The organism is Robbsia andropogonis, assembly GCF_034047095.1.
Lineage (GTDB): Bacteria > Pseudomonadota > Gammaproteobacteria > Burkholderiales > Burkholderiaceae > Robbsia > Robbsia andropogonis.
Map to the genome: position 1 here is coordinate 92926 of NZ_CP139167.1, position 22580 is coordinate 115505.

The window sequence follows — 22580 nt, forward strand, 5'->3', positions numbered from 1 at the left end:
TGCAGTGTCGCTACGGTAACTCTCGGTTCGCCGAGAACCATCGCTGAACAAATCGCGGCATCGAGCATCCATCCCGCGATCATCCTGATTACACCGGGGTCCGCCTCCACATGGACGACCTGACCTCCGCCGCGACGCTCGATGTCTTTAACCTTGACGCGACGCCCATACAGCGGATGCCAACGATAATGAATCTCGACTTCCTGCCCGATATGGGCAGAATGAACGGGAAATTGCGATCGGGCGAATTTGATTTTCTGCCCAGTTGTTATCAATGGGCAATTGGCTATCGTCCAAGAATCGCGTGAGCGCTTCCCAGCGACGTAGGCTGTAGTCGAGCGCCTTGGCAATCGCCGAGCCTTCGCTCACTTGCTGACGGTGCAGCAGCATCCAAGTATGAAGCGCATCGGCAATGGGCCGACTTCGTTTCTGTCGTCGTTCGTGACGCTCATCGGGTTCTAGATTTTGTACTTCGCGCTCGATGTCGTAGAGCTGCCCAATGTGGGTCAACGCCTCTTCGGCAATCTGGCTTTTATTGCTCGCGTGCAACTCGTAGAACTTGCGCCGTGCATGCGCCATGCAGCCGATTTCCGTCACGCCCTGGGCGAATGAGGCTTTGTATCCGCTGAAGTCGTCGCAAACGAGCTTGCCCTGCCAGTTGCCGAGGAAGGCACGAGCATGTTCTCCCGCACGGCTCTCAGCGAAGTCGTAGACCACGCCCTTCATTGACTCGAACGCCCCAGGACAGTAAGTCCAGAGATAGGATCGGTGCGTCTTCTGTTTGCCTGGCACCAGCATCGAGACCGGTGTTTCGTCCGCTTGCAGCACGCGGTGCTGAACAATTTGCGCACGCAGGGCGTCAACTAACGGCTGCAACTGCACCCCGCATGCGCCAATCCACGCGCCCATGGTGGAGCGAGGGATGGCGAAGCCCGCGCGCTCGAAGATGCGCTCTTGGCGGTAAAGCGGGAGATGATCGCTGTATTTCGCGACCAATACGTGGGCCAACAGCCCCGCCGTAGGAATGCCTTTATCGATGACGTGCGCGTCGACGGGGGCTTGGATCAGCGTCTCGCACTTCGCACACGCCCACTTGCCCCGGATGTGTCGCTCGACCGTGAACACGCCCGGCGTATAGTCCAGCTTCTCGCTGACATCCTCGCCAATGCGTTTGAGTTGGCAGCCGCACTGGCACAGCGTTGACTCGGGTTCGTGGTGTAAAACGACGCGCGCCAATGCTGCTGGGAGCGCCGCGCGGCGCGGCTTGTTCGCCTCGGTCTCGCGCGGCGGCTGCCCGGACATGTGCGCGAGTTCGTGTTCGACGGCAATCAGGTCGGCATCGATTGCCTCGTCCAGCAAGCTACGCTGCTCGGGCGGCAACTTCTCGCTCTTGGCGGCGAACTGCAAACGCCGCAGTACCGCGATCTCGTGGGTGAGCTTCGCGTTGACGGCCTCTTTGTGACGCACATCCGATATCAACTGCACGGCCAGTGCACGCAGTTCTTCTGCGCTCATGGACTGGAGTTGTGTCGGATCGATCATAGGCGCTATTGTGCCAGGGCAAGAGGACCTCGCCTATTGGCGCACGTGCCGATTGTCCTTCAGGTGACACGCACGACCGCGTCTTCTCCCAGGCGTTGCCAAGGTAGGCCGAGCACCAGTGCTGCGAGTTGTTCCGAGGACAGTGGCACCTGCTGCCCGACGCCACGTTGCGGCCAGACGAAGCGGCCCGTGTTCAAACGCCTGGCTGCCAGCCACACGCCAAATCCATCATGCACAAGCACCTTGATCCGATTGGCTCGGCCATTGGCAAACACATAGGCATGGTGCGGGTGTGCGGCGCCGAAGATCTTGACCACACGTGCCAGTGCGGTCTCGGTGCCGGCACGCATGTCCATGGGCTCGATGGCGAGCCAGATGGCGTCGATACGGATCACCGTAAAATCTCCCGCACCCAGGCGGCGCTGTCGTCCAGGCGGCCAGCAGGCCAATCAATGGCAATCGTGATGCCGTTGCGCTGAACTTCGATGCGCACCGGCACCGAGGGGCTCTCGGGCGCAGGTGACGTTACTGCCATTGGCAACGGGATGAAGGCCGGCACCGTATCAATGTGCTGCGTTGCCTTCTTCGGTGCGGGTGTCTGCCCAGATTCTTTGATCCAACGACGCAGCACATTGGGATTCATGCCATGCGAGATCGCAAGGGCGGAGCACGACATGCCGAGTTGCTGACTTTGTGCGACCAGATCGGAGCGAAATTCACGCGAATAGGTACGACGGGTTCTGCCTTTATGGGACTGCTCTTCTATAGGGTACACGTGCCCGCTTCCATGATCGTGGAAACGTATGCTCTTACACGCTAATGTCGGACGCTAGATGGGATGACCGGCCGCTTACGGTACTACAACAATGACCGTATCAAATTGAAGCTAGGGGGCATGAGCCCGGTAGAATATCGAACGGGCTTGCTTTAGCGATAGAGGTACCACCGTCCAACTTTCGGGGGTCAGTTCACCATGATCGTGGACACGTATGCTCTTACGCGCTCATACCGAATGCCAGATGGGATAACCAGCCGCTTACCTCAGTCGGAATCTGTAGCCACCCCGGTCGGCTCAAGAGGGAATGACCTTGGTCTTCGCGCAAAACTCCGTCAGCAATCGTCCTACGTCATAACCCCACGCACCAGTCCGATGACGAGGAGTGTTCCTTAGAGCTTGTGCCCCTTGAGCACGGGGCATTGCGGCCAAAGCGGATCGAGTATGAGCGTGTGGACTTTTGCTCGCGTGATGCCGACTCGAAGCACACGACGGCTTTTGGGATACGGGTCAGTGTCGCCTCGCCAAACGAAAGATGATTCGACGGCTGGGCCGGTCCGACGAGCTTCGCGAACGAGGATGACTCCGTCGAACTGTTTGCCCTTGGCCTTGTGGAAATTCATGACTTGCAAGCCCATCGGCGGCTCCACGCCGTCGAGGATTTGCTCTTGCGCGAGAGCCAAGTCGAGGGCAGTGCGGGCATTGGTGTAGGCACCGTCGCGAAGCCATTCATCTGAGAAGGCAGCCGAGATGCGATGTCCCCGACGGAACGCCACCAAGAAGTCCAACTGCGCGGCGACCCGCGTAAGTTCGTCTTGATTGGTCGCCCGCAGCTCATGTTTGACGATGAGCCAGTCCTCGGCGGGATCGCCACTGAAATGGTTGACTGCTAAGCCCGAAATCAGGCCGCGAAGCGCGTTGGCGATGTTGATGTTCAGGGCCTTGCCACTCTTGATTTTGTTGGCCTGCTCCAAGAGTTTGGAGACTTCCTTTCGGCTCTGCCCCGTCGCGCGCCTCGCGGCGGCGATCATTTCCATGCTGGTGGCGACATCAACCTCCAGTTGGGCGAGGTCCTTGGGCTCCAGCAGAAAGGCCGCTAAACGGGCTGACAGCAGCGCTTCGGCCTCGTCGAACAGCAGCTTGTGCCGAACCGGCTTCCCGACATTGGCCCCCAACGCGTTGAGGGCGTTGGACATCTTCAACGCACTGCGGTTGTTGGTGACCAGTATCGCGATCGTCTCCACTTTTTTGTCGCTCTGAGCCTGAATTGATTTCAAGAGCTCCCCGAGGGCTCGGCGCAGCAGATGATTCCAGTTAGGCGGTGGCTTCTCGGGGCGGTAGGCAAGGGCGGATACGCCCTTGTAGGGCGCGCCGCGTGGCTTGGCCGTCAGGATGTCATTGCCGAACGCCAAGATTTCAGAGTCCGGGCTGCGGTGATTCTGCGTCCCAAGGTCGATCTCGTGCGGTTCCAACGCCTCCCGGATGGCGATCACGCGCTCCGGGCCGACGCCTGGCAGGTAGTCGAAGATTTGCTGCTCGAGGTCTGCCAAGCACAGCACCTGCGTGTGTGGCGCGAGCATCTGGATGCACTGCCACGCGTATAGGCCGGTGTCCTGGGCCTCGTCCACGATGATGATGGGATACCGATGGGCGATCGACGCCAAAAGATGCGAGCTGCGAGCCAACAGAGCTGTCGCATTGGGCGCGAACAGATCGAACGCGATCCGCCCCTCTTCCCGAAACAGCCGCTCACGCTCGATGAGCCACTCGTCCCAGCCATCGTCTTCGTCGCCAAGGCCGCCCGACAAGGCCTTCTCGTCGTGTGGCAGCAAGATCGAGAGCCTATGAGGTGCCCCAAGTAGGTAGGCGTGGGCTTTGAGGGTGTCCCAGAAGAACGAATGGAACGTCTGGATGGAGAGCTGCTCCTGTTCGGCTTTGGTGGACTCGAGCTTGGCTGCATCCAAGATGCGCGCCACTGCCGCCCGCGAGAAACTCAGGAACAAGGCCGACTGACCCGGAAGCATGCCATCGCGAATCCGCTTGACTGCCTTGCGCAGCGCGAGCGTCGTCTTGCCGCTGCCGGGGCCGCCGATGACCAAGGCATGGCCCTCGCAAGCCATGACGCTTTCGCGCAGCTTGCAAGGCTCGTTCATGGAGCAGCAGCAGCGGCCGCCGGTTCGGGTGCTGCTCCATCGCCGTCGTCGATCGGGGGGGGGAGGTGGGAACAGTGCGAACACTGACGTTAGAAACTTCGTCACCGTGGCCGGCAGCTCGTGGAGCTCGCACTCCTCGAACAAGCGCGCCGACCAGCCGGCGCCCTTGTTGCCGCCGAGGGCTTCTTTGGCGATGGCCTTGACCGCGTCGTCGTTCGGGCGCGTATCGGGGATGGCGACATTGCCGTTCTCATCATTGGCTTTTAGGCCCGACAGGAAGGACCACAACCGATCCACGGGTACCTCCGCCACGACAAGGTCTTCGAAGCCCTTGTAGGCGTGCTCGACATTGATTTCAAAGTTGTCCGCCAAAGCCTGCGCCTGCTCGGCCTTGCGCTTCTTTTTGTAGTCAAGGTCGTAGAAGGCGAAGGTGCGTAGCCCCAGCGTCGTAAAGAACTTTCCGAACTTGGGCATGTTCGACTCGCCATCAGCGTCGAAGAAGGCCACACCCGCAATGTCCAGTGGCTGCAAGTTGGGATCGCGCTCTTCCATGCGCCGTGCGACGACGGGCATCGCATGCAACTCGGTGACGCCTTCGACGACGATGGCTGCTCGTCCCAGCATGCATTCAGACAGGCCGGAGCGAGAGAAACGCTTGTAGTCGTTGTCTTTGAGGCCGGTGGCGTCGGAGACCTTTCGCGCCGTGACCACGCCGGCATTACGAGCCAGCAGCAGTGTCTTGGATGGCTCGAACTTCTCGATTACGAATGGCGAGTGGGAGGTCACGAAGGCCTGCGTCGTCTTGGTCAGCAGGTATTGGGCGATGCGTCGCTGGGTGTGCGGCGGCACCGCGATCTCGGGCTCCTCCATAGCGAAGATGACCGTGTCGGGCTTGAGGTCGGCGATGAATGAGAGCAGCGCGAGCACCAGCGTGTTGATGGTGCCCGTGCCGGCGTGGGGGAATGGGACGTGACCTTGGTCCGCCGACAGCGCCAAGAAGAACGTCATTGTCTTGCGCAGATGCTCACGCGTGAGCTCCGAGACATGCAGCTTTGTGGCGTTGCCGGGCGACTCCAATGCGATGTAGCGGGCCAGCCGCCTCTCGACGGATCGCAGAACCGGCGCGATCTCGGCCGCATCGGCTTCGATGTCGAGGCCGCGCAGGCGCTCGATGGTCTTCTCCCACAGGCTGGTTCGCACACCCTTGGTCCTCAGGATGATGTCGAGAAGCGACCCACGCTCTAAGCTCAGCGCCCGCGATCCGGTTCGAAGCGCCCTCAGGTAGAGGAAACCAAACAGCCGCTTGACCGGCTTGGGAAGCTTGGTCAGCTCCCCGGGGGGAGCGTCGGGACTATGAGAGAAGTAGGTGCGTGCCTCGAACTCGTCTTCCTCGGGGTTGTATTGGCCGATGGTCTCGATCCGAAGGCAGGGGACGGCATGGGGCGGATTGGCGACGTCGGCCTCTCCCGGCCCGAGCAGTCTTTGCTCGGCTACATGCCAAAACTCGATGTTGCCGCCGCACTTGGCTCCGATTTCGGCGCCGGGTTCAATGAGGACCACCTCAATCCGAAGCGGAGTCGGCACCGGCTCCGCGCCTTCTTCTGCGGTATGGGCCAGGTATTCAGCGTTGTAGAAGTCGAACTCATCGACGGGCGGGAAGCGGTTTAGGCGGTCCGGCCCCAAGACTAGGTCGAGCGCCTCGCATAGCGTGCTCTTGCCTACATTGTTGGAGCCAACCATCAAGGTGTGCCCATCGAACAGGAGCTCCGCCGACTTGATGCCGCGAAAGTTCGAGATGATCAGCCGGACAACCTTCATATCTTCTCCCGTATTGGCGCGAATCTCAGTTTGATGGCGTGGTGGTCATCGTAAAGAGGCGTGCATGGTATTTTTCTTCATCTATGCGTCATTTTGACATCCTGTGGAGCCTCCGGCACCTTCAATCACGACGAATCCTGTCGAACTGTCCCAAACGCCTCGCTTTTTTGGATATGCGTGCGTATTTCACCGGGGAGCTGCGCCGGGCCGACAGCGCGGGCCGCTGCTATCGCCCTTCTGAAGGGTTTCGGCTGCTGTTTGAGTTCCAGTCGGAGCACGTGGTCGCATGGTTGTTGTAGGGGTTTGGCGATGGTCTGTAAGCGTCATCTGGAGACCGCATAGACAGGGGCGGTTGCCGTGTTCAAAGTGATGCCCGTCACTTCAAGTAGTGGGGATTACTTTGGAAACAACCAATACACGGCCTTCGAATCGCAGAGGACGACCGAATTACACGGCTGAGTATAGCAAGCAGGTCGCAGTCGCGGCGTGTCAGCCTGATACGTCGGTGGCCAAGCTCACGCAAACCCATGGGCTCAATCCCAATATGGTGTTCAAATGGCGGCGGCAATTACGCGCAGGCTTGTTGGATGCCATCAAGCCCGCTGAAGCGCTGATGCTGTCCGTTGCGCTGTCGAACCCGCTCACACCCGAACAGTCGGAGCCGAAGACAACGGCGCATGCGCAGATGACTTCCACACAGGGTAGCCCCATAGCAGTTTCAGCGATCGAGATCGAACTCAACGGTGCTCGCGTGCCCTCGACAACGCCAACCTCATCGGCAATGCTCGCGAAGGTGCGCTTGACCGCGTGCTTGCCGATCCAGTCGGCAGACGCGGGCAGAAGCGGTGGCCCAGTAACCGGAACAAGCCGAATACCACGTCGCTGTACGCGCCGGGGTCGGTCATGATCTGCGTGGGCAGCAACTCGCTCTGCTTCCGTGTGCTCGCACCGTTGCTAACACTTCGTGAACCAACTTCCTCGCGACCCTTTCTTGTCCCGAGTGTATAGCCAGCATCCTAGGGCGAAATGGTCGCGCCAAAGCATCGCGGGTTCACCGTGGCACTCTTCGAGTAACGCTCGCAGCTTATGTGCGTCTACCTGCTTCGCCATATTGCCCTCACGTCAATTGTTGCTTGAATTTGCTGAGTCGCAGGCCTGCAAAAAACTTGATTGCCTAGCTAACTAGCGCCATCTTGAGACACTGAAACATTGGCCACCGGGTTTCTGCTTACAAAAACGGTTTGACGTCCAATTCGTTCAAATCGCCCCGTACGTGAGACGCCCCGCCTTTTCGTACGCTACAAAACCGGGATCGCTTCGCGATGCATCTACAAGAGCTGCCAAACGGCGCATCGCGTCATCTGGCAAGTGAAAATTCTTATCGCCGTCCCAAAGGATAAATTTGCCGTATTGGCCGAAAGGCAGACTAAGTCGGCGCCCACCTGCTTCATAGGCATGGTGGCGGGCTCCTGGTCGTGTCGCAACTACGAGCAAATCAAAAAAGTCGTTAATAAGCGGAAGCGACGAAAGCGAGAGAAGCATAGGAAAAAGGTCGCTAAAATCCAAAATTGCGCTTAGCCGCCCATCGTTGACAGTAAGCGAAAGGTTAAGACCTTCAGCATTGATCGTCCCAAGATGCCGCATGTTCACCGTACCGCGATCACGCTCATCGCGCCTTTCTTCCAAAGCCTTTCCTTCGGCCTTCCAGAGCGCCCTGATCGAAAGCGTGAGCAATGTGTCGAGATATGGTTTTAGCGCGTCGTTGATAAGCGCATCTGGTAGGACTGGATCTTCGCCGTTGAAGTAGCCTTCAATGGGACGCGTTAGCCATTCGGCATAACCAGCATCTGACCACTCCGACAGTGAAGAGGCGACACGATCAATACCCTCCAGAATCTGTTCCCCCTCCCGCAGATCGAGTTTCGAACGATAGTAAGCATCTGAGGGGAGTGTAGACTTGCCAATGTGCTGCGTTCGCGCAGCGAGCAGTGCTCGCGTCGCGAGCAAAACTTTTCGCAACAGGTTTCCGTTGACGAACGACCTGTCTGGGAACATATAGGCTTGATGCGTCATGCGTCCCAAGAATGCCCATTCGTCCCATGTGAGCACATCATCGCGGTAATAGCGATCGCGTAAAACAATTAACGCTTCGCGTGGCTCTTCTGGGAGCGCGCGCTTGATACTCGCCGTTCGCGCGTCGGCCGCGACTCCCAGTTCTAGAAGCCGCCGCGCAACTTCGGAGGAAGAAGATTCTTGCCAGCGCTGCTTCACCCCCTCGACTGCATTGGCAAGCGTGTCGCTCAACCGCATTGTGAAAAGTTGCTTTCGCATAAAGTGTAAGCGCTTTTTGTATTGTAGATGATATTTTGCGATTACATACCAGGTCTGTCAAGAAACCCGGCTGGGGTTGGCAAAAAATCCGCCCCATTTACGCCTAAGCTTATGATTTGAATTCGAAATTTCTCGCAGGGAGGCAGTGGCACGGAAAATCAAGCGCTTAGCTTGCCAAGCCGGTTGATGTGTTGGTGCCACCGGCACGTGCGGGAAGGCCGCATTCTTCCTGACAGGGCGGAAGCCGCCGGTGTACGCCGGGTTTCAGATGCGCCCCTATCGATAACTCGTATTATCGATAGGGTTACATTCTTTGATGAAACATCCATTTCGAGAAACGGGCCACCCCTGAGCAGCACACCGCTGTCATCCCATTGCCTATAATCTCCAGATGTCGAATGTCCCCCCGCCACAATCCTTTCCAGACAAAGCGTCCCTGTTCGGTTCGAACGGTGCGTTTCTGGCTGAATTATCCATCAAAGACCAGTTCGCGCGAGTGTCCCGCATGGGCGGTATCGGTCCTCGCGGGAGCGCTTTCCGAGAAAAAGTAACTTGGCTCCCGTGCTACCAATTTCTCCCATTCACTACGAGAACCGTTGTCAGTGCGCTCTCAATCGTTGGGTCCGGGTGTTTGTGCCTAGCAGCCCCTTGCTTTTTTGATTTGTACATGGCGGTCGCATACTCTGAATCCTCATCGGTTGGCGCGTCCGCTCTCTAGACGCCTTCACCATTTGCAATGGCTAGGGCGGCTTTTGCGCACCATTCACACCTGTTAATAAAGTCAAGTTGTTGTTGCTGGGTAAGATTATGATGTGACATGTCGAAAATCTTCAGTGATAGATAAAATTAGTATTCCTCTCTCATTTAACATAAGATTAATTAGCATACCAAAACATGTAGGTCCAAAATTTAGAGGTCGTGTTTCTCCCAAGTACAGATGTCGTTTTCTTGACCTACATTGGTCGGTGTAGTCGAGCGTACGCACGCATGGCTGCACAATTTTCGTCGTCTTCGCATTCGCTTCGAGCGTCGAGCCGACATTCACGAGGCATTCCTTAAACTTGGTTGCGCGCTCGTATGCTGGAACATCTTCAGACGTGCCGAGCAGTCTTTTTGAAACTGTCTCTTACCTATTTGAACCAGAACCCGGGGCATTTGAACCAGAACCCGGGGCGATTGGGATCTCAATTGATCTTGTCACTGATTAGTCAATCACCGAACAAAATGGCAGGAGGTCTGGCGTAGTGATAGAAGCACTACCTTGGGATAATAAGGGTACCTCGACCTTGCGCAGCTGAATTTTGGTCGCTTGGACTTCTGTTGTAGGAAAAAAAGCTCCGCCTGGCTCATTGTGCATATAGAAGTCACCAAGCTTTGCATCACAGCTCCTGCAGTGATTTATGAAATAGTTGCTTTCGGCAGTCTTGCTGAAGTCCACTCGATAGTTAGGACAGTGCCTTGCAAGGGAGCGACGAACACTACCGTTTACCAAGGTCAGATTTCCAATGAATGTTCCCGATTCAGCCATTGTCCAAACGACACCTTCAGTCGTGGCGTCGTCTTCTTCGCAAAGTGGCAATCGGGCCAAATAGTCGCCTTTGGACGCGACACTAAAAACGGGGGTGGAGCAACCACATTTCCAACATGACTGAGTATTTGACGCCAAGAGAAAATTTGGAGCGACATATTCCGGCATCCATTCGGCCAACGCGTTAATGTCGCTCTCTTCCGTCGCAAACCATCCGGCAGGTTCGTCCAACCATACAGCCCGACCAGTACGCGCAGTTGATGCTTCGTTTTTTGAAAGCAGTAGCGGTGTCCGTTCAAATGACAAAAAGCCGCCCTCGCTCTGGCGCAAACCCCCAAACAGCCCCAGCGAAACAATTTGCTCCAAACACGTGTGCTTCGCCATCGTTGCTCTCCCTTTTTCCTTGGTTTTGATCAGGTGTTCCTAACAGAAATCGTTACCGCTTCCGCGCCTCGGTCGCCGCTCTGGCACTCACCACGCCAACCGAAACGATCCTCACCTTCTTCAAGTTCGCCCTTGGGAGCATTCATGTAGCGCATCCAAGCGTGACGTAGTGACGGAAACGAGGGGCCGCCGCTTTCGCGCTTCATGACCTCATCCGTCGCCGCAAGGTCAACGTGGCCTTCAATAACCAGTGTTTCGCAGCGCTCGTTGATAAGCCAATCAACCTCCATATCGCGCTTCGGTACACGGCACATTTTACCTCGGCGTGGCCTGAATGCATCGGCGCACGAGCTGGTGATGGATGGCGTTCGGGCTTACATGGTTCAATAACTCATCCGATCCCGACCTGAACGCCAAAGGCACCGATGCCACGTTCTGCGGGACAACTTTCTTTCCCAAGCAACTGCCTTCGGTTTGCGGAATAATCTGCACGCAAGCCAGAAAGTGTCCGCTCTACATTGCTTAACCGCCATTGTGAACGACTCACATCGGGAGACCGCTTCGGATCGATACGCGACCTTCGTCCGCGATTTTCACCGGCCGTATCATTAACGACCGCTTACTAGCCCGCTTCGGACATTGGTAGCGCCCGCGCTGAGTGACCGCTAAGGCCGAGCAACGGAAGTTGGCCGTTCGTTCGGGTACGGTCGCCCCAGTTAAGGATGGGAAGCTAGTATTTCTCGTTACCGTAATGCAAAATACCAGAAGGTACCGGAGACCATCGTGGATTTGCCCACGGACGCAAACGTTATTCCGTTACCATTTACCGTAAAGAAAAAACGATCGAGAGGACGGCCTCGAAAAAAAAACGCGCTGTCGAATGCAGAGCGCCAAAAAGCATTTCGGGCGCGCCAGGCAGCTGCCCGTAAATCCGTTACTGTAACAAAAAATACCCACGGCAATTCGGCGGAAGTTCAACGGCTGTTGGGTATTGTCCGTGAAGCAGAAAATGAAGCGGAACGCAGAAAAAACGAAATCGCGTTATGGCGCTCCCGCATTGCTGAGTTGGAAAAGCTGATCCAAAAAAATGCCCGCGATGCGAAGAAGACCATTCCGCAAGGATTGAATGTCAGACAGGCGCTAACAGGTCCAGAACCATATCTCGTAAAAATGTCGCTGGGACGTAGTCCGGCTCGTCGCAGATCATTCACGCTCGATCCCGCACGTTGGATGGATCTCGAACTGCTTGCGAAGTGGTTAGGAATATCAGAGGCCGAGGTGCTCGGACGTGCCATTTCGCTATTGCACCACGGCTAAAAGTGCCCAACGCCCATAAATGGAAAATCCATCCGTAACCCTTGTCAGATGAGGCTTTGGGGAGGGCGGGCGAGTCGTTACGCGGGCGAGCGTCGCGTGAAGACATGCTCGATCTGTTGCGTGCGCCGCACCTCGTCGTCGTCGAGATAGACCGAGGTCGTGGAAATCGATGCGTGCCGCAGGTTATCGCGCACGGTCGTGAGCGTTGCCCCACCGGCCAGTGCGTGTGTCGCGTGCGAGTGTCTCATCCAGTGCGGCGTGGCCTGTCGCAGTTTGTCTGCGAGAGGTGGATGGTCGGCTTCGATGGCATCGGCCGCGTCGCTAAAGAACCGGCGCAGCATCTGCCTCAGGCGCGGCGTGGTGATGCCGCACGGCTCGCCGAGGTGACCCAGTATCGGCGTATCAGGTGCCCATCGGGACGGCGTGACGGGCAAACCGCGTTGTGCCAGATACTGGTCCAGCGCGAAGCTTGCGAGTGACGGCAGGACCACCTTGCCGGGTTTCGCTCCCTTACCCGTGAGGTGAAGCCAGCGCTCACCGCGTGCGCCATGCTCGATGCCGCCGAGTGTCACACCAACCAGTTCGGCGGCCCGCAGGCCGGTCGCGTAACCGAAGTCGAGCAGAAATCGCAGGCGCTGTGCAGCCGGCACTGCCCAGCCATACGACCACTCGAGCCCGTCGGCGATCGTGCGTACCAGCTCCCATTCGCCAGTCGTAAAGGCCCGGGATCTGTCCAGTTTGCCCTTGCGGCGCGCACCACGCACCTTGAGACCCGCGAACGGATTGGCCAGCACATAACGTTGCTCGATCAGCCAGCGGAACATGGCGCCGAGCACCGACAGCGCATAGGCGATGGAATCCGACGACAGTGCCCCCGTAAACGGCCGCCATTCGGGCGACGATCGTGGCCGCGCGGGTGCAACCCAGCGAGCGCGGGGCGCGGGGTGGCGCAGGAAGGCACGCCAGGCCGCCGCATCCTCGCTGGTCAGTGACGATAACGCCTTGCCGCGTTCGACAATGCCCCACAACAGCAGCCGTTCTGCCTCGCGGCGGTAGGCGCGCTGCGTGTCACGGGCTTCGTGCCGTTCGAGCCACGCGTTGATGGCCTGCCAGTCGTTATCGGCCTCGAGCGCGCACATGGATTTCGGCGCACGAAAAAGGCCGCGCGAACCATCGACTTCGCGTGGTACGAGGATGTTTTCCCACGGCACCACACCCTCGGGGGATGTAACGGCAACCAGTGCGCGCGCCCGCTCGGTGAGCGCGGGATGAGCCGCAAAGAATGCTTCGATACAGCGTGCGCTGCGCTCGCCGAGTCCGGCCACCGGAAGCCACCAGCGCCGCCGGCGGGGGATGCGTACGGTCAGATCGGCGAGCGTATGGATACCGTGCCGATGCAGGACTGCTACAACCCGTGCCGGTAGCCAGACGTCGACCTGGTCAGAGACCTGAGGTTGTGGGATCTGCAGCGATGGCAGTATATCAAGCGCCCGGCTGGCCGCCTTGCGATAAGACTCACGTTCATCCGCGGGACACTGGAAGAGTCTGGCCACATCCTCGCGATGCCGACTGAGGGCAAATTCGACGATCTGCCGGCGAATGCGGCCGATTACGCCGCGTGCTGACGTACCGTCCCCGAGCGCTTCAGGTTGATAGCGCTCGACAGCCTCACGCGAACCCATGCCAGCGTACCACGCGCGCAGCACGGATAACGACGGGGTATCGGGAAATGTGAAGGATGGGTCTATGTTCGGCATCTTTCGATTATAGATACGACAGCGCGATGGTGTGCCAGCCAGGTGAGACGCGTTTTGCAAAACGGAAGTTTTAGTATAAAACAGAAGTCTATCGCTAATAAGCCTTAGCGATAGACATTCGAGAGCGCTCACCTCCATGTGACCGACGGACCGATTCAGACGCTGTGCCGTCGGGTAAAATGTGCGCAGCGATTGCCTTCCATTGTCTTCAGCGAAAATCTCCTCATGACCAGCACATCGCGGTCCATCAGCATTGCGCACGACCACACTCCGTCAGCACTGTCAAAAGCCCGGAAGACATTCAACTCACTGATCGGGCAGATAGGCAAACGACGCAAGCGCCTGCGCGACTGGGAAACGGTGACGCCAGTCTTCCAGAAGCAATATGTCGATGAAATTCTGCCCCTCGATAAAACGTCGGCACAGTTGCAGGCACCGGATGGCGCGCCGTCTCGACCAGGCCCATGACCAGTTGACCCAGGCTGAACGCCGCAAGGTGGCGCTCGTGATTGTCGATCTGGCGGGCGAGCTGATAGGCGGCGAAGACGACGAAGGGCAGATGAAGATCATCCACGACAGATACAGTCCAGAGAGCTACGACAGTCAGGTGGCCGCTGAGGTCGACGGGATGAAGAGCATGATCGAGACGATGTTCGGCGTTGACCTGGGAGACGATGAAGACCTGAATTCCCCGGAAGATCTGCTGCAGCGTGCGCAGGTCCATCTCCAGCAGGCCCAGGCGCAATGGGAAAGCGAGAATGTGCAACGCGATACCCGGCGTGCGAAACGGAAAAAATCATCCAGACAGCAGGCCGCCGAGGCGCGGGCACAGGAGCAGCAGGCGCAGGTCAACCTGTCCCTGCGCGAGGTTTACCGCAAACTGGCCAGCGCGTTGCATCCTGATCGTGAAACCGACCCTCAGGAGCGGGAGCGCAAGACCTGTCTGATGCAGCGTGTGAACGAGGTCTACCAGAAAAACAATCTGCTGCAGTTACTGGAACTGCAGCTTGAACTCGAGCACATTGACCAGCACGCGCTCAACGGCCTGAGTGAGGAGCGGCTGAAGCACTACAACACGATCCTGCGGGGTCAGGTGCGCGAACTCGATCAGGAAATCCTTCACGTCGAATCGGCCTTCCGGGATGCGTATGGGATGGATCCGTTCGGCCCGATATCACCCGATACGGTCCTGCGTGATCTTGCCAGCGAGATCGGGGAATTCCAGAACAACATCTGGACTCTCGAGCAGGACCTTGCAGCGTTCGAAGATGTCAGGAACCTGAAACGCTGCAAGCTCGTACGCGCCAGGCCAGAGTTCGAATTTGCACCGTTTTGATGTGGAAGGAGACGCCTGTGCTTGACTATCAGTTGCTGAAAAATCATGCCGGCATTTTGCTCGTCGGCGACTACCATTCGCTCATCGAGCTGCACGAGGTCGTCCATGACGTCAATGAACGCTCTCCCTTGATCCCGCAGGAAGAAGGGCCATTTCTAGGCCTCGCGTATGATGTGCGCAAGGTTTATGAGCAGCAGCGGGAAATCCTGCAACCGCCCGAAGGCTACGAGGAAATGGGCGTGCGCTACGGTGTGGAGATTCTCTGGCCCGTTCTCCTCGTGCAGCATCGGATGCTTCGGGTCTCACTCGGATACCTTGACCATTCCAGGCGGCATCAGGCCATCACCTACTCGCTGGAAGCGGTCATCGAGGCGGCATTGCGGGAAGACTTTGGTGCGCAGGGGCAAGCGATGGTCGATCACTGGCTACGAATCGATCCCACTGCGGACATCTTCGAAAAACTCGACAGCCGGGGCGCCATGTTCTGTTCCTGGTCGAAGGCCGAGCGGGCGGGTCGCCTGGCTTCGCTGCTGCTGAGCTTCGACTTTATGTACGACCGTTATTCCACGCCTGCGAACGGACGGCACACCCCGGAATCGATATCACCTCGCGAACTAAAGCGATGGGAAGGCGTTGAATGGCCTGACCCGAACTGGTAACCAGAAACCGCCCATGCATGCACCGGAGCGCTCGCACCGTCTGTCGATCCTCACCCGGCAGGAGATCGACGATCTCTATGGCGTGCCGCGCTTTACCGGCGAGGAGCGTCAGACGTATTTTGAACTCGACGAACCGGAGTCGCGTGCGGTCCACTCCCGCACGACACCTGTTGCCGTTCACCTGACGCTGCAGCTTGGGTACTTCCGGGCGAAGCGGCAGTTCTTCGATTACAGCCTGGAGGCGGTGCGGGAGGATCTGGACTATGTCGTGCGGCGGCACTTTCCCGAGGTAGATCCGGCTACTATCAGTCTGCCGTCCCGTCCCACACGGCGAGCCCTGAGGGACACCATTCTCGATCTGTCCGGATATCGCCTGTGCGACAGCGTAGCGCGCGAGGACCTTGAACGTCGCGCACAGCGTATCGCCATGCGCTCGACGCAACCTGTCTACCTCCTGCGCGAGATGTTGCAGTACCTGAGCCAGCAACACATCGTCGCCCCGGCCTACGCCATCCTGCAGGACATGACCGGTCGGGTCGTGACCAGCGAGCGCCAGCGCATCACTGCACTGCTGGATGAGGCGCTCACGCCAGACATCGCACACCAGATTGACGCGCTGCTGCAGGCCGACGAATCCGCCTACCGGATCACGCTTCTGAAGCGCGAACCGCGGGATTTCAGCTGGCGTGAACTGCGCGAGGAAGTGGCCCGCCGACAGTCCTTCGCCTGCCTGCACGAATTTGCCCGAAGCTTTCTCGAGCTCGCCGGCATCTCAACCGAGAGTGGCCGGTATTACGCGTCGCTCGTCCGGTACTACACCGTCTACAAGCTCGGACGCATGCCGGCGCGGGTCGCGAGACTTTATCTGCTGTGCTTTGCGTTTCACCGGTTCCGGCAGATCAACGACAACCTGATCGATGCATTCATCCATCTTGTTCGCCAGTACGAGAAGTGGGCTCGCGCTGCAGCCCAGGAGGCCATGCTCAAGGCGCAGTCTGATGCGGGTTCGCGCCTTCAGGCCGCGGGCAAGGTGCTGGGCCTGTTCGTCGACGAGACGATTGCGGATAGCACGCCGTTCTCGAAAGTTCGAAAGCAGGCCTTTGCGCTACTCGAGCGCGAGCAGTTCGAGCCGGTGTCGGGCTATCTGCGCAACGTCGCCTTTGATCGCGCCGGCTTCGAGTGGGCGCACTACGCAACGCTGTCAGCGAAAATCAAGCGCAACCTGCGGCACCTGTTCTGTGAACTTGAGTTCTCCGGTCGCATCGAGGATGCGCCGCTCCTAGAGGCCATCGCATTCCTGCATGATCTGCTGCGCAATGGCCGCTCGCTGCGGCAGGTGAAACCGGCCACGTTTCCCGTGGCGCTGATCCCGAAGAACCTGCAGCGTTATCTTTATACATCGGAGCCGGGCCGGAAGAAACAGCTCGATGTCGACCGTTATGAATTCCTCGTCTATCGGCTCCTGCGCAATGCGCTTGAAGCGGGTGACGTGTACGGCGAGGACAGCACGGAGTATCGCCGGTTCGAGGACGATCTGATCAGCGATGTCCGTTGGGAACAGAAGGACGCGCTGCTCAGGGACATCGGCGCGCCGGTTCTGCTCGCGCCCATCGAACAGACCCTGACGATGTTCCACGATGCAATCGACGCCAGCTTCAAACGCGTCAACGAGCGTATCGACAGCGGCGAGAACACGCACATCAACATCGGCCAGCGCAAGGGCGTGCGCCGGTGGACGCTGCTCTACCCTGAAATCGACGAAACGGTCAACGGATCGTTTTACGGCCAGTTGCCAGGCGTGAGCATCGCCAATCTGTTGTGGTTCGTCGCGGGCCGTACGGATTTCCTGAAGGCATTCACTCATGTGCTCGAACGTAACGCACGCCAGGATGCCGATCCACGTGAAATACTCGCCTGCGTGGTCGCCATGGGCACGAACATGGGGCTGCGCCGGATGGCCGAAGTCTCGGGCCTGAGCTACGCGAGCCTGCTCACCGCCGCCAGGAACTACCTGCGCCCGGAAACCCTGCATGGGGCCAACGATGCGATCAGCAACGCCACGGCCAGCCTGCCGGCGTTCCGGCTGTTCGACATCCGCGACGAGATTCATTCGAGCAGCGATGGACAGCGTTTCGAAACGCAGATCGACACGTTCAACGCCCGATACTCGCCAAAGTACTTCGGTCTGGACAAGGGCGTGAGCGCCAGCACGCTGGTCGCCAATCATGTACCGGCCAATGCGACCATCATCGGCACACACGAGCACGAATCCCATTACGTATTCGACCTGCTCTACAACAACACGTCCGACATCCAGCCCGATCGCCACTCGACCGACACGCATGGCACGAATCAGGTCAATTTCTTCACGCTGTTCACGTTCGGCTACCAGTTCGCGCCGCGCTATCGCAATCTGCACAAAAAGATCGATCGCCTGGTCGCCCGTCACCCGCCGGGTCATTACAATGAAGACTGGCTGATCCGGCCGTCGCGCAGGTCCGACGACGAACTGATTATCCGCGAGTGGCCCAACATCCAGCGCATCATGGCCTCGCTCGCGCAGAAGAATGTGACGCAGGCAACCATCGTACGCAAGCTCAGCAATTATGCCCGCCAGAACCAGACAAAGAAGGCGCTGTGGGAACTCGACAATCTGTGCCGCACGCTCTACATTCTGGAATTCATCGATGATGTCGGGTTGCGCCAGAGTGTGCAGAAAGCCCTGAACCGCGGCGAAGCCTATCACCGCCTGCGCCGTGCGATTGCCTTCGTCAACGCTGGCAGGTTTCGCGTGCAGACAGAGGCTGAACAGCAGATCTGGAATGAATGCTCGCGGTTGATTGCCAATGCGATCATTCACTACAACACGGCATTGCTTTCGCGGGTGTACGAGCAGAAGCGCGCCGCGAGCGACGATGCCGCAATGGCGCTGATCGCCAGCATGTCGCCCGTCGCCTGGCAGCACATCAACCTGTTCGGGGCATTCGAGTTCACGCCGGGCGGTGCCAACGTCGACATCGATGCGCTGGCCGCGTTCTATGCCGATCCAGCGTGGTGGAGCAGGATTGCCCGGCCGGGGCAGACACGGCCGGACGTATAGCTGCCATGCGCAGCATTCGCCCCACGGGAAGTCCGGCGGACCGATCACGGAGAATCGCATGGGTGAGGCAAAACGCCGGGCAAACGAGGCTGCTGCATCGATTACACCGCAACAGCGGGAGCTCGCTGAGCGCATCGACGCGCAGATGCAACGTTTCCAGGCCGCAGGGCTGGACGAAGCGGAGATCATGGCGGCAATGGTCGACCATATGCCTGACTTCCATCGCCTGATGACGGAGCTGGAAAACGCCGCCATCAATCTTCTGGCGCGTGAGTTTGCCGGCTTCTATCGCTATGCGAAAATCGTTGAAACGGTTGCCTCAGGTATTGCAACGGGGCAGATTCAGGTGCCCGGCAAGGAGCGAAGATTTGCCGACGAGCACCGGATCGCCGCCGCGATCGACCAGCGCGTGCGTCAACTTGAAGCAAACGGCATCCGCGGCGCAGCCTGCTTGCGCATATGGCTGCCTATACGCCCGAGCTGCAACGGCTCTGGAACACCACCTCCAACGAACTGCTCGTGTCGCTGTGCCAGACGTACCCAGGCCTGTACCGCTATGGCGAGCTCTTCGAGCAGGCATGGCTCAAGGATGCCGGCAGGACAAAGTCCGGACAGGAGCTGCCTGATTCCATCAAGCCCACCGTCCTGCGCCTTCTCTCGGACGGCGCGACGCTCGAGCGCGAGTTCCAGACGATTCTCGATGCCCGTCCGCAGCGCGATCTCTGGGTGAAGGCCGAACTGCTGGAGCACACCTGGCAGCAGTGGACCACCTTGCTTGCGCAATTGCCTGCCCTGTTGCTGCAGGCCGATGTCCCGGAAGTCTCCCGGGAAACGATGCGCGCCATCTTTGAGCCCATGGCGCTGCGGATCGAAAACCTTCGCACCCAGGTTCAGCGCCCGTAAACCCGATACGTCCTCCCGAAAGCCTTGTCTGGCAGGAGGTACAGGGGGATTTTCCATTTATGGGCGTTGGGCACTTTTAGCCTAACAGGTCCAGAACCTTATCTCGTAACAGTGTCGCTGGGACGTAGTCCGGCTCGTCGCAGATCATTCACGCTTGATCCCTCACGTTGGATGGATCTCGAACTGCTTGCGAAGTGGTTTGGAATATCAGAGGCCGAGGTGCTCGGACGCGCAATTTCGCTATTGCACCACGAGCTTACAGACTCGCTAGATTCGAAGGAGCGAGAAAAATACTACGGCGTTTAGAACCCGAGTGCCCTTATTGTTTCAAAAATCCGCAGACGCTGGTGAGCGCTCACATTCGCGAGCAGTACCAACACACTCGCCATGACAACCACGGCACCAGCCGCGATCAAGGGACGAAATCCTCGGCAAACCGTCAAAGCGGGAGGGAGGACATTTCACGCCCAACTCTCGCCCGTTTTCTCTCGCGTAGAACGTGGGTTCTCCCCCTACCCCAGATCGGATCGCCTGATCGATCGTATCCGCACCAAATGCCGCGCGCATCTCGTCGATCCAGCGGGTGACAACGGGCATCTCTTCACGTAAAGATCCGCGCTTTTTATGGGTTTGCCCGCTGTCGCCGCTCATCAGTTGTTTGATATTGCTTTTAGGGTATTGCGTTTTTGGGACGCGCATTTGCGCAACTACCGCATCGCGAGCAAGCCATTCCGGCGAATGACACGGTACCGCATCCGTAAAAATTACGGCATCGCGCCATCCAGTTTCATCACATTGACGACGCTTCCCGCGTGGCGTTTGCCAAAATCCCAAACGTGAATGATACTGTGCATCCATACAGCCTTATTGCCTAGCGCTCCGATCATCATGATTGTCGCCCCCGAATCCATTCATCCAGCGCTGTGGCGGGCCTCCTCCCTTGGCCGGGGTGCCACGCGCTGCCTGGCGTCAGGACATGCGCATCTGGATACCGAATTGCCGGGTGGTGGCTGGCCCGTCGGCACTTTGGTCGATCTACTTACTCCACACGCAGGAGTCGGCGAGGTGCGGCTGCTGCAGCCCGCGTTGACCTCCCTGGGAGCCCGTCCCATTTTCTTCGTCTCGCCGCCCCATAGCCCGAGCATGCAGGCCCTTGCCAATTGGGGCGTACCGACAGGCGGGCTCCACTTGGTCGAACCGCAAACCTTAGCCGACGCGCTGTGGTCGACCGAGCAGATTTTAAGGGCCGGCACCGCCGGTGCGCTGTTGTTTTGGCAACCACAAGTGCGCTCCGAAGCGTTGAGACGACTGCATCTGGCCGCACAAACCAGCGAGACGGCATTTTTTATGATCCGGCCATTGAATGCAGCCAATCTGGCCTCGCCCTCGCCGCTGCGGCTGCGCCTTGAGCCCGCGCCCGATGGCGTGTCCGTGTTTTTCTTGAAGCGGCGTGGCCCCACGCGCGACGAGCCGCTTTTCGTGCCGCTTTACCCCTCACCTTTTGCGAGCAAGCGTCATGCGCCTGTGGATCGGCGTACATCTCCCCTACCTCTGCCTCGAAGCGTATCGGCCGACCTGGACGCCTGATGGCGCCGGTCTGGTTGTGCTTGAGCGCGAGAGCGTGCTTGCGGTAAGCCGCGCGGCACGTGACGCAGGCGTGCACCCAGGCATGCGGCGCGCCGGCGCGCTCACGCTCGCGCCTCACGTCACCCTAGTCGAGCGCGATGAGCTGCGCGAGGCCGCGGTGTTGCAGGCCCTTGGGATGGCACTGCTGCGCTTCTCGCCGCAGGTGACGCTTGCAAGCGAGGCGACGGTGTTAATGGATATCGGGGCGAGCTTGCGCCTGTTCGGCGGCATCCGAGCGCTACGCAGGCACGTGATCGACACTGTCAAAGTGCTCGCGCTGACGGGCCGCGTGGCGCTCTCGCCGACCGGTACCGGGGCGTGGCTTCTCGCCAGGCGCGCGCAAATTGCGCTAAGCGAGACGTCGTTGCGTCGCAAAATCACACCCTTGCCGGTCGCGCTGTTGCCACAGGCGCGACCGGCGGCAACTTGGTTAGCAGGCGTCGGATGCCACACCTTGGGTGCGGTACTGCGCCTGCCGCGCGCAGGGCTGTCGCGTCGTGCTGATCCGGGCCTCTTACTGGCGCTTGATCGCGCCGTTGGCGCCGTCCCTGAAGGCTTTGGGTGGCTGATACCGCCGCCGACCTTCGACGCAAAGCAGGAGCTACCTGATCGCACGGATCGCGCCGATCTGATCGCCTGCTACGCGCAAGCCCTTGTGGTCCAATTGACCGGTTGGCTGGCTTCGGGTTTTCGGGCGATTACCGCTTTGACCATACTGCTTGAGCATGAGCGCGGGCGAGACGCGGTCGCGCCGACAGAAATCAAGGTGATGTTCGCCGAGCCGGCCAACGAGACCACCCGTATCCAGCGCTTGATCAAAGAGCGCATTGAGCGCACCGAACTGCCGGCGCCAGCGATTGTGCTGCGCTTGCGCGTTGACGATGTTCGAGCTGCCGAGCAACTGAGCGACTCGCTCTTTCCTGAGCCCGGCGGCACTCCCGCCGATCACGCGCGCCTGATCGAGCTGCTCGCAGCGCGCCTTGGCGAGGAGCGGTTGCGCAGGCCCGCACCGATTGCCGATCATCGACCAGAGGTCGCCAACCGGTGGGTTCCCTATCATCGCCCAGGGACAATCGCGCCCGCGAAACACTTGCGTCGCCCGCTTTGGTTATTGGACAAGCCGATCGAGCTTAAAACCCGCAATCACCGCCCCTTCTACGGAAGTGCGCTGCGTTTGGCATCCGCGCCTGAGCGCATCGAGGCTGGCTGGTGGAGCGAACCATTCGCCGCGCGCGACTACTTCGTCGCGCAGGGCGCCGACCATCGCTGCTATTGGATCTATCGGGAACGCGGCAGTCTCTCCGACGATACCGACCCACGCTGGTTCCTGCACGGACTGTTCGGGTAAAAC

General features: G+C 59.0%; 16 protein-coding genes and 4 pseudogenes. 11 read left to right on the forward strand and 9 right to left on the reverse strand.

The genetic code is table 11. The features are described from left to right. Window positions 1-168: 168 nt before the first annotated feature. The 3 genes and pseudogenes from tnpC to SJQ66_RS11375 all read right to left on the reverse strand — a co-directional run. A pseudogene (tnpC, locus tag SJQ66_RS11365) lies at window positions 169-1542 on the reverse strand (IS66 family transposase); the annotation flags it as partial. Between the two features lie 59 nt (window positions 1543-1601). Then, a complete protein-coding gene (gene tnpB, locus SJQ66_RS11370) occupies window positions 1602-1937 on the reverse strand; it encodes an IS66 family insertion sequence element accessory protein TnpB (protein ID WP_320533886.1) in 336 nt (111 codons plus the stop codon). Continuing rightward, complete coding sequence (locus SJQ66_RS11375) at window positions 1934-2317, reverse strand: transposase (protein WP_253463807.1); 384 nt, start codon at window positions 2315-2317, stop codon at window positions 1934-1936. The genes tnpB and SJQ66_RS11375 overlap by 4 nt, the downstream gene beginning before the upstream one ends. Before the next feature lie 63 nt (window positions 2318-2380). Between SJQ66_RS11375 and SJQ66_RS11380 the strand changes: the two genes are divergently transcribed. Continuing rightward, a complete protein-coding gene (locus SJQ66_RS11380; protein ID WP_407691489.1) occupies window positions 2381-2473 on the forward strand; it encodes an IS3 family transposase in 93 nt (30 codons plus the stop codon). A 236-nt stretch (window positions 2474-2709) separates the two neighbouring features. Here the strand turns inward: SJQ66_RS11380 and SJQ66_RS11385 are convergent, their stop codons facing one another. Continuing rightward, window positions 2710-6288, reverse strand: a complete 3579-nt coding sequence (locus tag SJQ66_RS11385) for a UvrD-helicase domain-containing protein (protein WP_320534192.1) — start codon at window positions 6286-6288, stop codon at window positions 2710-2712. A 388-nt stretch (window positions 6289-6676) separates the two neighbouring features. Between SJQ66_RS11385 and SJQ66_RS29660 the strand changes: the two are divergent. Further along, window positions 6677-6943, forward strand: a pseudogene (locus SJQ66_RS29660) (transposase); the annotation flags it as partial. A 172-nt stretch (window positions 6944-7115) separates the two neighbouring features. Here SJQ66_RS29660 and SJQ66_RS29665 read toward each other — a convergent pair. Both SJQ66_RS29665 and SJQ66_RS11395 read right to left on the reverse strand, forming a co-directional pair. After that, a pseudogene (locus SJQ66_RS29665) lies at window positions 7116-7223 on the reverse strand (Tn3 family transposase); the annotation flags it as partial. A gap of 322 nt (window positions 7224-7545) precedes the next feature. Next, the gene (locus tag SJQ66_RS11395; RefSeq protein WP_320534306.1) at window positions 7546-8598 is read right to left on the reverse strand and encodes a hypothetical protein; all 1053 of its coding nucleotides are present in this window, start codon (window positions 8596-8598) and stop codon (window positions 7546-7548) included. A gap of 988 nt (window positions 8599-9586) precedes the next feature. On the opposite strand from SJQ66_RS11395, the pseudogene SJQ66_RS11400 reads away from it, so the two are divergent. Beyond that, window positions 9587-9736, forward strand: a pseudogene (locus tag SJQ66_RS11400) (IS5/IS1182 family transposase); the annotation flags it as partial. Between the two features lie 87 nt (window positions 9737-9823). On the opposite strand, the gene SJQ66_RS11405 reads toward SJQ66_RS11400, so the two are convergent. Both SJQ66_RS11405 and SJQ66_RS11410 read right to left on the reverse strand, forming a co-directional pair. After that, window positions 9824-10531: a hypothetical protein gene (locus SJQ66_RS11405; protein ID WP_320534194.1), complete on the reverse strand. Its 708-nt coding sequence runs from the start codon at window positions 10529-10531 to the stop codon at window positions 9824-9826. Between the two features lie 29 nt (window positions 10532-10560). Then, window positions 10561-10821: a hypothetical protein gene (locus SJQ66_RS11410; protein WP_320534195.1), complete on the reverse strand. Its 261-nt coding sequence runs from the start codon at window positions 10819-10821 to the stop codon at window positions 10561-10563. Between the two features lie 493 nt (window positions 10822-11314). On the opposite strand from SJQ66_RS11410, the gene SJQ66_RS11415 reads away from it, so the two are divergent. Beyond that, entirely contained in the window at window positions 11315-11848 is a 534-nt protein-coding gene (locus tag SJQ66_RS11415; protein ID WP_320534196.1) for a hypothetical protein, read from the forward strand. A gap of 77 nt (window positions 11849-11925) precedes the next feature. Here SJQ66_RS11415 and SJQ66_RS11420 read toward each other — a convergent pair whose 3' ends face one another. Further along, the gene (locus SJQ66_RS11420; RefSeq protein WP_320533703.1) at window positions 11926-13605 is read right to left on the reverse strand and encodes a site-specific integrase; all 1680 of its coding nucleotides are present in this window, start codon (window positions 13603-13605) and stop codon (window positions 11926-11928) included. A gap of 225 nt (window positions 13606-13830) precedes the next feature. Here SJQ66_RS11420 and SJQ66_RS11425 point away from each other — a divergent pair, with 225 nt between their 5' ends. The 7 genes from SJQ66_RS11425 (at window position 13831) to SJQ66_RS11455 (ending at window position 22577) form a co-directional block, all read left to right on the forward strand. Further along, a complete protein-coding gene (locus SJQ66_RS11425; RefSeq protein WP_320533704.1) occupies window positions 13831-14073 on the forward strand; it encodes a hypothetical protein in 243 nt (80 codons plus the stop codon). Then, window positions 14045-14941, forward strand: a complete 897-nt coding sequence (locus SJQ66_RS11430) for a J domain-containing protein (protein ID WP_320533705.1) — start codon at window positions 14045-14047, stop codon at window positions 14939-14941. The genes SJQ66_RS11425 and SJQ66_RS11430 overlap by 29 nt, the downstream gene beginning before the upstream one ends. A 17-nt stretch (window positions 14942-14958) precedes the next feature. After that, window positions 14959-15600, forward strand: coding sequence for a DUF6904 family protein (locus SJQ66_RS11435; protein ID WP_320533706.1), 642 nt, complete (start codon window positions 14959-14961; stop codon window positions 15598-15600). Between the two features lie 13 nt (window positions 15601-15613). Further along, window positions 15614-18700 carry a Tn3 family transposase gene (locus SJQ66_RS11440; protein WP_320533707.1) on the forward strand — a complete coding sequence of 1029 codons (3087 nt, stop codon included), beginning with the start codon at window positions 15614-15616 and terminating at the stop codon, window positions 18698-18700. A gap of 459 nt (window positions 18701-19159) precedes the next feature. Then, on the forward strand, window positions 19160-19603 hold the full coding sequence (locus SJQ66_RS11445; RefSeq protein WP_320533708.1) for a hypothetical protein: 444 nt from the start codon (window positions 19160-19162) through the stop codon (window positions 19601-19603). Window positions 19604-20491: 888 nt separating this feature from the next. Further along, complete coding sequence (gene imuA, locus SJQ66_RS11450) at window positions 20492-21190, forward strand: translesion DNA synthesis-associated protein ImuA (RefSeq protein WP_320533873.1); 699 nt, start codon at window positions 20492-20494, stop codon at window positions 21188-21190. Continuing rightward, window positions 21120-22577 carry a Y-family DNA polymerase gene (locus tag SJQ66_RS11455; protein ID WP_320534197.1) on the forward strand — a complete coding sequence of 486 codons (1458 nt, stop codon included), beginning with the start codon at window positions 21120-21122 and terminating at the stop codon, window positions 22575-22577. The genes imuA and SJQ66_RS11455 overlap by 71 nt, the downstream gene beginning before the upstream one ends. The last annotated feature ends 3 nt before the right edge of the window (window positions 22578-22580 follow it).